Source organism: Moorena sp. SIO3A2, from assembly GCF_010672265.1.
Lineage (GTDB): Bacteria > Cyanobacteriota > Cyanobacteriia > Cyanobacteriales > Coleofasciculaceae > Moorena > Moorena producens.
This window is the reverse complement of sequence record NZ_JAAHHC010000031.1, coordinates 49,078-65,556: the sequence shown is the minus strand read 5'-3', so window position 1 is coordinate 65,556 and position 16,479 is coordinate 49,078. Positions and strand designations below refer to the sequence as shown.

Here is a 16,479-nt window from a genome sequence, read left to right as displayed (position 1 = left end):
GCTGTCAGCTTAAAATAAACCTCAATATTGATAGATTAATGAAAATGCCATCAATTTGACAATCAACGGGGACTCACCAGCACAAACCCCCGTGTCTTTTTAGACTCTGAATCCTTAGTCGCCATTGCTTGCCACAATTCTTCAGCCTTGACCCAGACCGGAGGATATTTGTAACGAGAGACATCTAGGATCAGAAAACGGTCTGCTTCTTGGTTGTAGGCAGCTAAAGGAGAAATATGTCCCGGACCTTTCTGAGCAATGGCTTTGCGTGAGTAATTGACTAAGACAAAATTTTCCGCTTCTTGCAAATTCTTCACCACTATGTTGCGAAACTCATCCAGGGTCAAATCACCACCATGGTAAACCTCTGCTCTAACTGGATAAGTTTCCAATAATCCTGCTAATTGTTCCAAAGTCATGCCCCGACGAGCAATCACCTCAGCCATGCGCACTTGCTCAGTTTTGGCATTCAAAACATTCTTCTGGGTGAAGCGGTTAGTCCTAAATTCGGGTGCTTTTGGAGCTTGAATTGATAAAGCATTCAGCACCATAACCATACTAGCTACTCCACAGTAAGTAAGCTTTTCCTGAGTCACAAACTGAATACTTAGGGGCAAATAGTCTTCTCGGGCTTGGCTTGCCATCAGTAACTGTTCGCCGTGATCGGAATCGAGGTTAATCAGATTTTCGGTCAGTGGAATTGTCTGGGCTAAGCATCCTCCCAAGCATCCTCCATTGATAAGGAAAAACCCAATTAGAGTGGCTTTTAGGGGTATACGGAATAGTTTTAGTAGATTTTTTTGAGCAGATTTTTTAGCATCGTTGTGATTAATCATATCTAGCAATTATTATACTGATGAGGTACAAATCTCTGGGTTTTAGGGAGCAGGGACTTCGGAGCAGGGTGTAGGGTGTAGGGTGTAGGTTTTTTAATTTGACGTCAGGTGTCGGGTGGGTTACTCTTGCCTGTTGCCTGTTGCCTGTTGCCTCTTGCCCTTTGGGAGTATGTTCACAAATCAAATACAAACGCTATATCTGATTAAATCAGGACTTACGCAGTTAAGTGGATTTCGCCCCCCTAGGGTGTGTTTTCAAAGTTTTCCGCAAGATATTAGATCCCCCCCAGCCCCCCTTATTAAGGGGGGAGCCATACTCAAAGTCCCCCTTTTTTAAGGGAAACGGGGGTACTCGGAGTTTGAAGACACGCCCTAGCCCCCCAATTTTTCGGTGCGACCCGTGGCGAATTTAATAATTAGATGCGGAAAGCGCACCGGGAGGGGTAATGATGTCAAAGTACCCCATAATTGGGGGATTTAGGGGGCAAATGCGTAAGCCCTATAAATGTGAAAGCCCTGCTTAACTGAAATTTAATAAAACTTCAGTGATACTTCATCAAAGCTTCACCTACATTGGCCGGATTTGTAGTTAGGATATCTGAGGTCGCAAATATTATCCTAAATATCTGATTGGTAATTTGGGTTGAGATTATAATCAGTAAAACCCTGATTATCGAATGCTTGAGGCTGTTAGCAACTTGTCACAATTAGTAGGTGGATGGCAGCCACCTACTAATACTAATGTGCAGGATGCTAACAGTAATCAATGGGATTTTAGAGGACTGCTGAGACTAGTAGCCATTTCACCAGTGGCTACTGTTACAAACCAACACATTATAAAGGGGCATTTTAGCATGTTTGATATCAAATATGCAAGTTTTAACGATCTCGATAAGTCGTTGAACTTTGGGGAGACTGAGGTACACAAAGTTCTGGGAAGTCACTCCAAAACCTCTAGCACTATTGTCTTTATTGACTCAGGGGTTGATGATTATCAGAGTTTAGTTAATGGTACGGTACCCGAAGCTGAGGTGATTGTCCTGGACTCTACACAGGATGGCGTTGAAGAAATTACCAAGGCTCTGCAAGGACGCACTGATATTACTGCTATCCACATCGTTTCTCACGGTTCACCGGGATGTTTGTATTTAGGGAATAGCCAACTTAGTCTAGATACTTTAAACTATTACGCCCCTCAATTAAAAACTTGGTCAACGACTGATTCACCCACTCCTATTCTCCTCTACGGCTGCAATGTTGCTACGGTCGATGCTGGTACAGAATTTTTGGAACGACTCCACCAAATAACTGGTACTGAGATTGCTGCTTCTGCGAACCGCACGGGTAATGCTGCCTTAGGTGGTGATTGGAATCTAGAATGTTGTACGGCTGAGATTGCTGTAGATTCAGCATTTTTGCCGGAATTGATGCAGGTATATCAAGGAGTTTTTGCCAGTCTAACTGTAGACACTTTGGTAGATGAAAACGATGGCAACCTGAGTCCTGGGGATGTTTCCTTGCGAGAGGCAATTGCTTCTATCAGTGCTGGAGGGACTGTTAACTTTGCTTCTAGTCTTACAGGTGGAACCATCATTCTTACCCAAGGTCAACTAACGATTGACAAAGACCTAACCATCGAGGGTCTGGGAGCAGACAAGTTGACCGTCAGTGGTAATAATGCCTCCCGTGTTTTTCGGATTGACGATGGAAATAGTAGTAACCTCATTAATGTTGAGATTGAAGACTTGACCATTACTGGTGGACGAATTAGTCGCTTTGGTGAAACGGGTGCTGGCATCTTTAACACAGAAAATCTCACATTAAATAGCAGTACTATCAGCAATAATAAAGGTAGGACTGGTGCTGGCATTGCTAACAATGGGATCTTGAAACTATTTGGGAGCACTGTTAGCGGCAACGAAGACCCTAGCTTTGGGTCTACTGGTGGTGTCTTCTCAGGTGGCGGTGGTATCCGCAATTTTTCAAGTGGAAGTCTTGAGATAGATAGCAGCACTATTAACAATAATAAGGCTTCTCGGGGTGGTGGTATTTACAATGGGGGTAGCTTAAAGGTAATTAATAGCACCATTAGTGGCAATGAATCTGCTGATGGAGGCGGCGGTATCATAATGCTTGGATCTAATCCAACAGCAAATGTTAGTTTTAGCACCATCATTAACAATACAGGAAATATAGGAGGTGATAATTTTGGTATTAATGGCGGAGTTTCAGTGCCAATAGGTACCTTTGTAGTTAGTAACAGTATTATTGCTGGAAATAATACTGTTCGATTTTTTAGGAATAACGCTGATGTGAGTGGGAATTTCACTAGTGAAGGTAATAACCTAATTGGCAATCTGCAAGGTAGCACTGGTTTCAATGCCAGCGAGGAGTTAAGTGTATCCGTTGACTCAGTTATCGACACCACTTTGCAAGATAACGGTGGTCCAACTTTCACTCACGCCCTGCTTGATGGCAGCCCAGCCATTGATGCTGCTAATCCTAATGCTGGTGTACTGATCGATCAACGTGGTGTAACTCGTCCTCAAGGTAATGGATTCGACATCGGTGCCTTTGAGGCTATACAAGCAACCCCCAACGACGATAATCTAACCCTCACCCCAAACAACGACACCATCAATCTGTTGACCGGTCAAGATATTGCCAAAGGTCTAGCAGGTGATGATTTTATTGACGGTGGCGGCGGTGATGATAAGTTATTTGGAGAGGCTGGCAATGACACCCTCTTAGGCGGCCAAGGTCAAGATAAACTCTTTGGCGGTAGCGGTAACGACCTCCTCAATGGTGGTCAAGGAGATAACATCCTGACTGGTGGCAGTGGAAAAGACATGTTTGTCTTGTCCACTGCAGGCAAGAACACTATTGTTGACTTTGAAGATGGTCTAGATTTGTTGAAATTAGAGGGAGGTCTAACCTTTGGGTCACTTTCTATCTTTGAACAAAATGGTGACACTTGGATCACAACTGAAAATAATCAACCGTTAGCTTTCTTGACTGATGTGAACGTCAATCTGATTACGGCTGACGATTTTGTGGTGTAATCTAGCGTCAGCTATCAGCTATCAGCTATCAGCTATCAGCTATCAGCTATCAGCTAATGGGTGGCACAGGCTTGAAGCCTGTGCCACCCTACTTGATGTGCTTATGGACATAGGGTAAGCTACAGCAAACAGCTTTTGAATAAGCGACTGCATCAAGACAACAGGTAAGCAAAAGTTTAATCTGAGTTACGGAATGCTAACGGCTGACCGCTGACCGCTGACCGCTGACGGCTGAATGCTGAGATATCAACCATGATCACACAAACTAGAGATACGCTCTTTCCCAGAATAAACATTAAACCGTTTTCCCCGCAGAAATCCCACTAGAGTAATCCCAAACTCTCTGGCTAGGGTTACCGCCAGACTGCTGGGAGCGGATACAGCGCAAACAATTGGTACCCTAGCCATCAGACATTTCTGTAAAATCTCAAAACTAGAGCGCCCACTGACCATCACAATGCGATCGCTTAAGGGCAGTTGATTAGTTAATAAGGCTGAACCCACCAATTTATCCACAGCATTGTGACGTCCCACATCTTCTTGTAACGAGAGTAACTCTCCTTGGGTATTAAACAACCCAGCAGCATGGATTCCCCCAGTTGTGGAAAACACTGATTGGGCGGAACGCAGCTGTTCCGAGAGGCTGTAAATCACCTCAGTACTGACTTCCAGGCTATCAGACATCACTGGACACCCTCGCAACCGTAGTGCCTCAAGACTGGCTTTTCCACAAATTCCACAGGCGCTAGTGGTAAAAAAGTGACGTTCCAGGGGCTGCAAATCTGGAGTCAGTTCCTCCCTCAGGGCCACATTCACAATGTTATAGCGCTGTTGACCATCTCGATTAGCATCCACACAGTAGCTAATCCGTTGAATATCATCCCGATGCCTTACAACTCCTTCACTGTAGAGGAACCCGGCTGCTAGTTCAAAATCTGCCCCTGGGGTGCGCATAGTCACAGCTACGGTTTTCTGGGGAGAGGTCAGGCGAATTTCCAAGGGTTCCTCTGTTGCCAGTTGATCTAAACGCGATCGCACTTGGCTGTTTTCCAATACCCAGACTTGGGATTTAGTTTTGCTACGGTGCTGATTCATACTTTATACTCAGAGCTTGCACCAAGTTTAAAATTTATCTGTAAAAGCAGGGAACAGCGGATCTGGGAACAGGGAACAGCGGATCTGGGAGTAGGGAGTAGGGAGTAGAACTGGATTACTATTCCCTATTCCTTAACATTAAAAATTTACCTCACCTATTTGATAAATACTATAGATTTAGATAACTTTTAATGGCATTCCTAAATTAAGCGATCGCTCGACTATCAACACAAAACAAAAATTTCTCAATACTAACCATAACTCAATTATATTAACATTAATCAACGGTTATATTACCTCATTAATTTCATAATCAACCTTTAATTTAATCATTTAATTTATATAGCAATTATAAATAAATTGTGATACTTTTTGTTTCCTGTTTCCTGCTCCCTGTTCCCTGTTCCCAGATCCGCTGTTCCCTAAAATCTAGAAATTGTTTACCTCATAGCTATGATAATTGCTATAAGTTTATGATAACCTGATCAAGTACCCAGATTTTTACATTACTCCAAACTCATGCTGCGTCAACCCAAAAAACGCTGGACTCCTTCCCACTGGGCAAACTGGAAACCATTCGGTATTGGTGAACAATACCCGAATAATTATTGGGAAGTATTCAGAGCAGCTTGGGAAAACCGAGACCAGTTATCCTATGCTTGGGATATCTTAAATCACGGAGTCTGCGACGGTTGCGCCCTTGGCACTACTGGTATGAAAGACTGGACTCTTGATGGCGTCCATGTCTGTAATGTCCGGCTGCGGCTGTTGCGGATGAATACCATGGCAGCATTTGACCCCGAAATTTTAGCAGATGTCTCCCAGCTTCAGAGAAAAAAAAGTATCCAACTGCGGGATTTGGGACGGCTTCCTTACCCCATGATGCGGCAACGAGGGGAGAAAGGATTCTGTCGAATTAGCTGGGATAAAGCACTGGAATTAATCAGCGATTCCCTACGGAATAGTTCCCCTTCACCCACCGATAGCAGCACCAACCGATTTAGCGTTTATCTAACCAGTAGAGGTACAGTAAATGAAACCTACTACGCTGCCCAAAAAGCAGTGCGGGCGATCGGGACTAATAATATAGATAATGCTGCTCGCATCTGCCATTCTCCCAGTACCGCTGGACTTAAAGCCGGATTAGGGGTAGCAGCTACTACCTGTTCTTATAAAGATTGGATTGGCACAGATTTATTAGTATTCATTGGCTCTAACGTTGCCAACAATCAACCAGTTACAGTTAAGTATCTCCACTGGGCTAAGAAGGCTGGTACCAAAATCGTGGTAATTAACACTTACCAAGAACCAGGTATGGAACGCTATTGGGTGCCTTCGATACCAGAAAGTGCCTTATTTGGTACTAAATTTGCCGAAGACTTCTTTTTAATCAACATGGGTGGGGATATGGCATTCCTCAATGGCACGCTCAAGGAGATGATTGCCAATAATTGGGTAGACTTATCCTTCATCAATAATCATACAAGTAATTTTGAGCAATTAAAAGCAACCCTAGCTAACCAATCCTGGGAAGAACTAGAACAGCTTTCTGGTACTTCCCGTAAACATATGTATGCCTTTGCCAAGATGCTAGCTGAAGCTGATAAAGCTGTGTTTGTCTGGAGCATGGGTATTACCCAGCATCAGTGTGGGGAAGATAATGTGCGAGCCATCATTAACCTAGCCTTAGCCAAAGGGTTTGTTGGTCGAGAAGGCTGTGGCTTAATGCCGATTCGGGGGCACTCTGGGGTGCAAGGAGGAGCAGAAATGGGATGCTATGCCACGGTTTTTCCTGGTGGCAAGCCCATTACTCCAGAAAATGCTGCCAAGCTCAGCCAACAATGGCAGTTTGAGGTCCCCACCACCAAAGGATTAACAGCAGCAGAAATGATTGATGCTGCCCATTCAGGGGAGTTGGATATAGTATTTTCTGTAGGAGGCAATTTCCTGGAGGTGTTGCCAGAACCAGAATATATCAAAGAGGCACTACAGCGAATCCCTCTGAGAGTCCATATGGATATTGTCCTCTCCAGTCAAATGTTAGTAGAACCTGGAGAAACCGTAGTCTTGTTACCCGCCACGACTCGCTACGAAATCCCAGGGGGAGTAACTGAAACCAGTACCGAGAGAAGGGTGATTTTCAGTCCAGAAATTCCTGGCCCTCGGATTGGGGAAGCCCGTCCGGAGTGGGAAGTGTTTATGGAACTAGCACGGCGAGTGCGTCCGGATTTAGCAGATAAATTACACTTTGATAGCACAGCCGCGATTCGGGCAGAAATTGCCCAGGTTATCCCCCAGTATGCTGGTATCCAACATCTTAAGGAAGCTGGTGATCAGTTCCAGTATGGCGGTTCCCATCTTTGCTTTGGCTGGAATTTCCCCACAGCCGATGGGTTAGCCCATTTTTCCCCCTTATCTCCACCGAAGTTAGAACTGCCAGACGGTCATTTCCTAGTAGCCACCAGGCGAGGTAAGCAATTTAACAGCATGGTGCAAGAACAGAAAGATGCCATTACTGGTGCAAAGCGAGAGGCGGTGCTGATTAGTCAGGTAGATGCTAAAAAACTGGGATTAAACCATGGCGATGCCGTAATTCTGAGGAATCAACAGGGTCAATTCCAAGGACACATCCATATCGCACCGATTACACCAGGAAATTTACAGGTACATTGGCCTGAAGGAAATGTGCTATTGGATAAAGGTAAGCGATCGCCTGAAGTAGATATTCCAGACTACAATGCTTTGGTTCAACTGGATAAGATTTAAGGAGATAGTATCGAGGTACGCATACAGCCGTCAGCTGTCAGCCGTCAGCTGAATGCTTAGTAATTAGTAATTGGTAAGTTAAAAGTTATCAACTTACAACTTACAAGTTATCAAGTTTCACGTTACAAGTTTGAATAGGGATCCGTGTAGGAATTGTGATAATTGTTGTTCCCTACTCCCTACTCCCTACTCCCTACTCCCTACTCCCTGTGCTATATAAGTAGTCAACCGGACATGATATTAGTCAGCAACATATCGCCATCCTTGAGGTTCATATTCCCGTTGAATTCGCACCATCCAGCTACCATAGGGAAGCTCTATGGCCTTATGCTCTTCGTGAGTTAAGGTTGCTGTTTCTGAAACAACTTGTAGATAAAGGATGCCATTTTTTTCGTATAACTGAGCAACACCATCACTGATGCGATGAGAATGTCCAGTTACCTCCCCTTCTGCTAGGGTTAGGTGAGGTAACTGTTGTCCATTGATTTGCTCTACAGGAAGTAAAATAACGTCCCCTTGTCGAATAGGTTGCATAGCTTATTTGATTAGTTGTTAGCGTGATTAATTGTTAGTTTGATTAATTGTTATCTAGTTATCGATTTAGTTGGGAAAGGTCATAGATCATGTCGGGATAGTTACCCTTAATAAAAATCTCCCCCATCTCCCCATCTCCCCATCTCCCCATCTCCCCATCTCCCTATCTCACCAGACTTCCCACCCTCCCCACCCTCCCTCTAATTATGGGTATTCAACCTGACTTGATAATAGGGGTTCTTTTTCCCCTTACTATAGCATTTCTCCTAGTAATGATGTACAGTCAATTGGCTTATGCCTACTCCCTATTGCCTACTACCTATTGCCTAAAACCTAGGACAAAGTACTTGATAAGTATGAAAAATAGGTTTTATAAACGAGTTGTGAACATTCATAAACCCAAAATCCTTGTGAGTACGGGTATCCTGCCCCCGTGAAATTTCACAACCTATTTAGAATTGCTATAGACAATCAAAACTCAAAAGTGGTCAATTAACAATTAACAATTAACGTAAGCATTCAGCGGTCAGCGGTCAGCGGTCAGCCGTTGGCCGTTGGCCACGCTATGGGCATAAACTTTTCCCGTAGCGTGGCCACAAGCCTTTAGCTGATAGGTAAGCATTCAGCCGTGAGCCTAAGGCTCACGCTACTTGAGGTGCCGTCAGCGGTCAGCGGTCAGCGGTCAGCGGTCAGCGGTCAGCGGTCAGCGGTCAGCGGTCAGCCTTCAGCGGTCAGCGGTCAGGGGTCAGCTATCAGTTATTAGCCTTCAGCCGTCAGCTGTTGACTAGACCTCTTGCAAAAGTATTTTTCTAATAGTGTTCTTGATGCAAAGCGCGAGTGGGGGAAACCACGGCAGTTGCTCATGGGGGGAACCACGGCAGTCGCTCATGGGGGAAACCCCCAAGACCGCGCTGCCTCCCCAAGACCGCACTGCCTCCCCAAGACCGTAATGGTGCGTTTGACCCGTAATTAAATTCGCCACGGGTCGCACCTCTGCATCGCTTTGCGTCAATTCTTGTCCACTGTTCCCTGTTCCGGTGATCCGCTGTTCCCGACAACTGCCGCGAAGTCTACTGAAAGCTAATAACTGATAGCTGATAACTGATAACTGATATAGCGGTTTTTAGCCTAATGAGGTACACAAAACTTTTTACCTCTTTCCTCTTCCGACTTTACTGCTCCCTGCTCCGTTCGCGAAGCGTGGCCTACGGCCTCAGTCCCTGCTCCCTAAAAGCCAAAAAATTGTACCTTACTAGCTTAAAAACCGCTAGAGCTGATAACTGATAGCTGATAACTGATAGCTGAATACTTAAGCTGAATACTTAAGCTGATAGCACCTCAAGTAGCACCTCAAGTAGCGCATTAGCTGATAGCTGAATGCTTACCAATTAACGATTAACAATTAACAATTAACTAACAATTAACAATTAACTTTTGTAAATTGTTTTAATTAAACTTGATATAAGTTAATAAATTGTTACAATTATAGGTATTTATAATCTATAATAAAACTAATATGACACGCCAGCAATTGAAATCGAACCTGCCAACAAAAATTTGCCCTGTTTGTCAACGTTCGTTTACATGGCGCAAAAAATGGCAAGATTGTTGGGAGGAAGTCAAATATTGCTCAGAGCGCTGTCGCAGACGGAAATCTGGCGTGAAGCAGAGATGAGGTATCAAGGATAACCAGGGCTGGATCGAGAAATTTTCTTAGTCAGTTTTTCGGGTTTTGTATATTTTCACACTTGACACATCAGAGTCTCATAATTCACACTAAATGTTTTAATCCTTAATATTTTCTTCAGTATTGTGTATGTTTGTGAAGACGGTGTGTCCCAAAGTCATTATCCACGGTGGTGCTGGTAGTTCTATAAAAGGCAAAGGAGGGGCTGATGCGATTCGCAAGTCCCTCCACTCAATTATTGAGGAGATTTATGCCTTGTTAGTGAACGGTACTAGTGCGACTGATGCTGTTGTCCGAGGTTGCCAACTGTTAGAAGATGACCCCCGCTTTAATGCTGGAACCGGTTCGGTGTTGCAATCAGATGGGCAAATCCGGATGAGTGCGTCCCTGATGGAAGGTCAATCTCAACGCTTCAGCGGTGTGATTAATGTGTCGCGAGTGCAGCATCCGATTCAGCTGGCAGAAGCGTTGCAAGGCTCCGATGACCGCGTGCTGTCGGACTATGGAGCGGCAGAATTGTTACGAGACCTTCAACTCCCGGTTTACAATCCTATGACGAAGCTGCGGTTACAAGAGTGGCTCCAAGAAAGGCAGGCCAATTTTAGCCATAAGATGGCGGGAGTTATTGCTGAGGACGAATTGGTGACGAGCTCTGAAGCTCGACGGGGAACCATTGGTGTGGTTGTACTAGATGGCCGGGGTCATCTGGCAGCAGGGACCTCTACTGGTGGTAAGGGTTTTGAACGGATTGGTCGCGTCAGCGACTCGGCGATGCCAGCAGGAAATTACGCTACTGCTGATGCAGCAGTGAGCTGCACCGGTATCGGGGAAGACATTATGGAAGAGTGTCTAGCAGCACGGATTGTGGTGCGAGTCACTGATGGTTCATCCCTGGTGAATGCAATGGAGCGTTCATTTAAGGAAGCTCGGAAGAATCAGCGAGATTTTGCCGCTATCGCTCTAGATGCTAATGGTGCGATCGCATGGGGCAAAACTAGCGAAGTTCTGCTAGCGGCTTATCATACTGGGGAAAAGATTGTGGATACGTTGAATATGACTAAGGATGTGGAATTTTTGTCGATTTAAAGGTATCTGACAACTTACGGATACAGGATGCTGAAATCTTGATAGTTATTATTAATGGCTTTTCGGTACCTGTTAGACTAAGCTATATACTTTAGTCGCCTCAAACTACTATTGTTTATAGCTTTGAGATTTTGATAATTGATTTTTTATACTAAATAGTATCTCAATGGCTAAAAGCGTTGCCTAGCAATACTTTTAGCCATTTTTTCTGAGAGCGACTGCAGTCCCTGCTCCCTAAAACCCAAGACGAAAGTACCTAACCCAATTGAAAACTGCTGTATCGTAAGTAATCAAGCAGACATGATATGAATAGTGCTAAAATGCTCAAAAAATTAGACAAGGTTTTGCTATTTGCTCTTTTCTTGGGTCTAGTTTTCTGTATCTACGGGATTAATTGGGGATGGGTGGAAGAATGGAATCCTGACCAAATGGGCTTTAAAGAACTTTTTCAAGCTGGAAAATTACCTTTCAATCCCGAATCATTTCAGAAGCCACCTTTTCATACCTATTTTGTTTACTTTTTATCTGTTTTACCCTTTGAATTAATCGGCAATACTCTACATCTATCCGCCGATGATATTAATCCAGCTAAACTCCTCTGGTCAAGAATGCTAACAGTTTTTCTGTTTTTAGGTTCAATTATTTTAGTCTATCAGATCTGCAAGAGGTTTTTTGGGGTTTTCCCAGCTCGCCTAGTGACAATTATTTTTGCTACCAGCGCAGGCTTCATCAGCTTTAGTCATTTTTTGACAACAGAGATTCCCGTAATGTTTTGGATGTTATTATCCTTCTATTTCGCTCAAAATATTTTGTTATCTGGCAAGTTATCGGATTATGTTATAGCTGGTTTTTGCACGGGAATTGCCACAGCTACTAAATATAATGGTTTGGCAATAGGAATGGGAATTGTTGTTGCTCATGTTCTTTCCATTACTTCAATATCATTGAGGCAATGGAAAAAATTACTGTTCGACAAAAAACTTATTATTGGTCTTTCGATGGTCGTTATTGGTTTTTTGGTATGCAATCCCTTTGCCTTACTTGACTATTCTACTTTTTGGGAGCATTTTTGGTACAACTATATTGTCACCCCTGTCTATGGGGGAATTGCAGAAGGGAATAGTTTTGGGGAATTTGTTGTCGCCATCCAAGAAATTATCGGTTTACCATCATGGTTAGTGTTTTTGCTTGGCTTATTATTTTGTTTTTATAGTCTTGCTGTAGACAAGGAAAAACCCCTCGAACATAAAGGGATATTGTTACTTTTTAGTGTATTTTTATTATATTATTTTAAGTTTGGCTCTTTTCCGAGAATGGAAACTCGCTTCGTAATGCCAATAGTTCCTTTTGGTTTAATTATTTCTGGTGTATTCTGGAATAAAATCAAGGGAAATCGGCGGTTAATGATTGGACTTTTACTAGTTATTTTAAGTTACAACTTGATTTGCAGTTTTTATGTGGGTAAGCGTTTTACAGAAGACCCTCGAATGGTAGCTCAAGAGTGGGTAAAAACAAATATTGAAAAGGGAAGTTCAATAGAATCGAGTGCCTATTCTCCACAATTTAGTAAGATACCAGGGGTGATTTTAACAGAACAAATAATGCCAGATATTAGCGGACGTAAAAAAAAGTTTAGCCGTCTATTTAAAGATAATCCCTGGATCATGGCACGCCTGCAGTGGTCAACACATATACGCTGGGAGAAGGAAGATAGAGAAGAAGATACACAATGGTATAACCTTGAGAGATTGAAAGACCGAAAACCAGACTATATTGCGGTTAATTCCCGCTACTACAAAAGATTTATTGTCCGTCTTAAAAATGACTATCCTTCCCTATACAAATTTTTTAGCGATCTTTTAGAGGAAAACTATCCTTATCACATTGTATTTGACCAAGAATCTCCAAAGGTTCCAGAATGGATTTATCCTAAAACTATTGATTTTCTTCAGAATAGAATGGTGATTTTTGCCAAAAATGATCTGACCTATAACTAATAACCTACTTTGGGTTCTCCAAATTCCACAGAGCATCAATTCCACTACCCACATAGTCTGAGGCTTGGTGCAGCTCAATCCATTGTACAAGAGCACTGGACACATAACTAGATGGTTTACCTAACTCAGCCAAGGTCTCAGCAGCTGAGGCTCGTACACCAGACTCCTCATCTTTGAGGCACCCCAGCAAGGCAGTGATCACAACTTGTGAAGAATTACCCAACTGGCTTAAGGCTTTAATAGCGGCACAACGTACATCAGAATCTTGATCCTCTAGCTGTGGTAGTAGGGCACTGATCACTGTTTCAGAAAGGTTACCTAACTGACCATTACCTAACTGACCTAAAGCAGTAGCAGCGGCACAACGAAGATCAGAATCTTTATCTTTGAGGGATGTGACTAAAGCACTGACTACGCTTTCACTATGCTGGTCTAATTTACCCAAGACCGAAGCACTCAAGCAACGAACACGAGAATTTTGATCGTTTAGCCTTGTCAATAAGGCACTCACAACGGTTTTACCATGCTGCTTCAATTTGCCCAATGCCCAGATACTGGAGTAACGAACACGAGCATTTTTATCGTTTAGCCCCATCAACAAGCTATTCACTACTGGCTCAGAAACCTGATCCAATTCACCTAATGCTAAAGCTGCTTCAGAACGAATGGTAGCATCGTCATCTTTTAGCCAGCTCAGCAATGTATTTACTAAGCTTTCTGAAGTATTGTCTAATCTGACAATAGCGCTTAGTGATAAGTTCTGAATATTTTTTTGAAGACTAGTGTGCTCGGTAGTAGTGAGATAATAGTCGGGATAGTCTAATTTAGTTACACTAGTTAATCTATCACTAGTTAATATCTCACTGGCCTGGTGACGCACGGTATTATTTTTATCTTCTAGCCCTGCCAAAAAGGTTTTGAGGACTGTCGGGTTTTGCCCTAATTGGTTTTGCTCTAACTGGTTTTGCCCTAATTGGTTTTGCCCTAACTCGACTTGGCGTTCCTGGGATTGTGTATCTTTCTGAGAGTTGGCTCTATCTTTCAACAGTTGTAAAACGTCAAGTTTAATCTCAGTTTGATTCAAGTCGGAAAGGGTTTGAAAGACTTGCTGATGAATTTGGTAACCAACTCGCCGTGAATCACTGGCTGCTAGGGTAACCAATGCTGCTAAAATCTCTTGCAGTAGGGAATTATCTGCTATCTTCAAGGGTTGAGGATTTTCGGCAAGGCAAGTGGCAGCAAATAATAAATCTCGATGTAACCAAGACTCATACTCACTGTCATGATTTAAAATTTCCTGAATTGCTTTAGCGGCTTTTTTTGGTTTAAGCTGAGCAATTAGTAGGAGCAACACGTCTTGCCAGTGGGAGTCATGGAGATAGTCTTGGATATGAGTCAATATAATATCAAAATTTTCTTCATTATCGGCTTGATAGTTAATTTCTTGAGCACACAGATAGTCTTGAAATATTTTATGGATAAAGGCGTAACCATCCAACCCTTGTTGTGTTAAAATACCAGTGCGATGCTCCTTTGGAGCCGCTACGCGAACGCTAATTAAATTAACCAACCGTTTTGCCTCTGCCTTGGCCTCGTATAACTGAATCTGTTTCATGGTTTTAATTTCTCTACCAAACCAAGCGATCAGTTCATCTCGATTAATTACTATCCTACCTTCTTTCTCCGTTTTATCTTTTTCCTTTTTACTATCCTGGGTATGCATCCAATACCCGAGACGTTCCATCAATCGTCTGCAATCATTCAATCCCAGATATTTCAGCGTCTGATTATTACTAATATCTGGTTTATTAATATCTGGTTTATTAATATCTGGTTTATTATCCCAGGAGGTTAATAACAGGTCTACTGCCTGGTCATAAAGCTGATAGCGCTCCAAAGGCAATCGGAAATGATAGCGGTGAATTAGGGTAATAATCGTTAACAATAGGGGATGTCTTGCCAGGTTTCTAATCTGATCATGCTCAGATAGTAGGTTGATCAGGCTTTCTTTCAGTCGTTGTGCTTCTGCTTTGTCTTGAATCTGACTATAGTACCAGCGCTGAATAAATTCTTCAATTTTACTGTCATCAAATAACTGAAGTTGATAGTGATAAAATTTTTTGTTCCATAAAAACTCCCAGGGGTAATTTGAGTTAAGGTAACGGTCGTTATCGGAGGTAATAATTAACCAATTGTTAGGAAATTGCTGGAGAAAATCCTTAATTTTCTCTACGATTTGCTCACCTTTGGCTGGTTCTGTGACTTGATCGAGCCCATCGAGCAAAATCAATGTTCGTCCATCCTCCAGCCAATGTTCAAAGAAACCTTTAGGCAGGGATTTCACCAATAGGGTTTTTTCAGCAAACTGCCGTGCATAGTCTAGAATACTGATATCTGAATACTCGACCCAATCCCGGATATCAATTAAAATCGGCAGCCAGTCAATATCTGGCGCTAACCCAATTGCTTCTGGTTGCTTCTGGGCTAACATTACAGCAACATAATTCATTAAGGTGGTTTTACCTGAACCAGGCGCACCCAGTAGTATCACGTTCCGGGATTTAGCAGAGGTAGCCTGCCAGGTTTTTACCGCTAATAAATATTGGGCAAGAGTTTTTTTAACCGTTTGCGTACGCAATGGTTGCCATGACTGATCGGGTAAGGCTACCTGAGGGTGAAAAGCCCGCAACTCTACCGGTCGCTGACTACTGGGAGGATGTAACACTTCTACCTCAGGCATGACAAAAATTTGGTCAAGCTTAATGGCATGGTTTCCATCCTGTGGACCGACCAACATCCCAGCAAACTTAACCTCATCAACGCTGTTGGAAATTTGCTGGAAATAGTTTTCCTTAGTTAGTTGAAATTCTAAATAACTGCTGGTTTTTTCACTATAAGTCTTGACAAAGGTTTCCATCCACGGAAGAATAAAACTATCTTGTGGTTGAGTGGGGGCATAGTTTGAGGCTACCTGCTTAAATTTCTCCACAAGTAGAGGGGTTAAGGGTATTTTGTTATCCTCTTGGAGGGGTTTGTGTAATTCCTCCTGTACTTCCCTATCTTGGAAAAAGTCTTCCAGAAAAAACGCGATCGCATCAGGAGCAGAATAATAAAAAAGGCGCTGCTCTGGTGCCAAGGGTTCTTCTCGCATTAGGGCAGCTTTGAGTCCTTGCTCTACTGCTTTGTGGATGTCGGCAGGAGTTAGCCTAGTTTGAATTTTTCTCCCTAAAATAGGGGCAACAGATTCAGCAACAACAGAAGCAATTTCCCAAGTCATAGGGCAAACTCAATTTTCCCTCAACAATTATTATCGTAGTCTTTAGTCATAAGCTTGCTGCTTCTTACTTCTGTTACCCCTATTGCCCCTCTTGAAACACCCAATTTGTTAATTCACCCAACGTCAGCATTCAGCCGTC

Annotated in this window: 11 protein-coding genes; 6 read left to right on the top strand and 5 right to left on the bottom strand. The window is 43.0% G+C overall.

Features of this window, described 5'->3' with window-relative positions; genetic code table 11:
• Positions 1–62 precede the first annotated feature (62 nt).
• The gene (locus F6K64_RS26910) at positions 63–836 is read right to left on the bottom strand and encodes a phytochelatin synthase family protein (RefSeq protein WP_009149408.1); all 774 of its coding nucleotides are present in this window, start codon (positions 834–836) and stop codon (positions 63–65) included.
• A gap of 677 nt (positions 837–1,513) precedes the next feature.
• On the opposite strand from F6K64_RS26910, the gene F6K64_RS26905 reads away from it, so the two are divergent.
• Positions 1,514–3,898, top strand: coding sequence for a DUF4347 domain-containing protein (locus F6K64_RS26905; protein ID WP_287266853.1), 2,385 nt, complete (start codon positions 1,514–1,516; stop codon positions 3,896–3,898).
• A 246-nt stretch (positions 3,899–4,144) separates the two neighbouring features.
• Here F6K64_RS26905 and fdhD read toward each other — a convergent pair whose 3' ends face one another.
• Positions 4,145–4,993, bottom strand: a complete 849-nt coding sequence (gene fdhD / locus F6K64_RS26900; RefSeq protein ID WP_287266852.1) for a formate dehydrogenase accessory sulfurtransferase FdhD — start codon at positions 4,991–4,993, stop codon at positions 4,145–4,147.
• Positions 4,994–5,512: 519 nt separating this feature from the next.
• Here fdhD and F6K64_RS26895 point away from each other — a divergent pair.
• Positions 5,513–7,759: an FdhF/YdeP family oxidoreductase gene (locus F6K64_RS26895; protein WP_287266851.1), complete on the top strand. Its 2,247-nt coding sequence runs from the start codon at positions 5,513–5,515 to the stop codon at positions 7,757–7,759.
• A gap of 240 nt (positions 7,760–7,999) precedes the next feature.
• Here the strand turns inward: F6K64_RS26895 and F6K64_RS26890 are convergent, their stop codons facing one another.
• A complete protein-coding gene (locus F6K64_RS26890; RefSeq protein WP_071106738.1) occupies positions 8,000–8,293 on the bottom strand; it encodes a DUF8820 family protein in 294 nt (97 codons plus the stop codon).
• 628 nt (positions 8,294–8,921) lie between these two features.
• Between F6K64_RS26890 and F6K64_RS26885 the strand changes: the two genes are divergently transcribed.
• Positions 8,922–9,056 carry a hypothetical protein gene (locus F6K64_RS26885; RefSeq protein WP_271968796.1) on the top strand — a complete coding sequence of 45 codons (135 nt, stop codon included), beginning with the start codon at positions 8,922–8,924 and terminating at the stop codon, positions 9,054–9,056.
• 21 nt (positions 9,057–9,077) lie between these two features.
• On the opposite strand, the gene F6K64_RS26880 is transcribed toward F6K64_RS26885, so the two are convergent.
• Complete coding sequence (locus F6K64_RS26880) at positions 9,078–9,275, bottom strand: hypothetical protein (protein WP_287266850.1); 198 nt, start codon at positions 9,273–9,275, stop codon at positions 9,078–9,080.
• A 534-nt stretch (positions 9,276–9,809) separates the two neighbouring features.
• Between F6K64_RS26880 and F6K64_RS26875 the strand changes: the two genes are divergently transcribed.
• The 3 genes from F6K64_RS26875 to F6K64_RS26865 all read left to right on the top strand — a co-directional run bounded on the left by F6K64_RS26875 (position 9,810) and on the right by F6K64_RS26865 (position 13,063).
• On the top strand, positions 9,810–9,968 hold the full coding sequence (locus tag F6K64_RS26875; protein WP_075904077.1) for a DUF2256 domain-containing protein: 159 nt from the start codon (positions 9,810–9,812) through the stop codon (positions 9,966–9,968).
• A gap of 141 nt (positions 9,969–10,109) precedes the next feature.
• On the top strand, positions 10,110–11,066 hold the full coding sequence (locus tag F6K64_RS26870; protein ID WP_287263675.1) for an isoaspartyl peptidase/L-asparaginase: 957 nt from the start codon (positions 10,110–10,112) through the stop codon (positions 11,064–11,066).
• Between the two features lie 305 nt (positions 11,067–11,371).
• Positions 11,372–13,063 (top strand): ArnT family glycosyltransferase, encoded by a 1,692-nt coding sequence (locus F6K64_RS26865; RefSeq protein ID WP_287266849.1) that lies wholly within the window; start codon positions 11,372–11,374, stop codon positions 13,061–13,063.
• Positions 13,064–13,067: 4 nt separating this feature from the next.
• On the opposite strand, the gene F6K64_RS26860 is transcribed toward F6K64_RS26865, so the two are convergent.
• On the bottom strand, positions 13,068–16,340 hold the full coding sequence (locus tag F6K64_RS26860; RefSeq protein ID WP_287266847.1) for a HEAT repeat domain-containing protein: 3,273 nt from the start codon (positions 16,338–16,340) through the stop codon (positions 13,068–13,070).
• Positions 16,341–16,479: the final 139 nt, after the last annotated feature.

Coding starts and splice junctions, on each gene's coding strand:
- F6K64_RS26870 (WP_287263675.1), top strand. CDS start 10,110: ATGTTTGTGAAGACGGTGTGTCCCAAAGTCATTATCCACGGTGGTGCT.
- F6K64_RS26860 (WP_287266847.1), bottom strand. CDS start 16,340: ATGACTTGGGAAATTGCTTCTGTTGTTGCTGAATCTGTTGCCCCTATT.
- F6K64_RS26895 (WP_287266851.1), top strand. CDS start 5,513: ATGCTGCGTCAACCCAAAAAACGCTGGACTCCTTCCCACTGGGCAAAC.
- F6K64_RS26890 (WP_071106738.1), bottom strand. CDS start 8,293: ATGCAACCTATTCGACAAGGGGACGTTATTTTACTTCCTGTAGAGCAA.
- F6K64_RS26875 (WP_075904077.1), top strand. CDS start 9,810: ATGACACGCCAGCAATTGAAATCGAACCTGCCAACAAAAATTTGCCCT.
- F6K64_RS26910 (WP_009149408.1), bottom strand. CDS start 836: ATGATTAATCACAACGATGCTAAAAAATCTGCTCAAAAAAATCTACTA.
- fdhD (WP_287266852.1), bottom strand. CDS start 4,993: ATGAATCAGCACCGTAGCAAAACTAAATCCCAAGTCTGGGTATTGGAA.
- F6K64_RS26865 (WP_287266849.1), top strand. CDS start 11,372: ATGAATAGTGCTAAAATGCTCAAAAAATTAGACAAGGTTTTGCTATTT.
- F6K64_RS26905 (WP_287266853.1), top strand. CDS start 1,514: ATGCTTGAGGCTGTTAGCAACTTGTCACAATTAGTAGGTGGATGGCAG.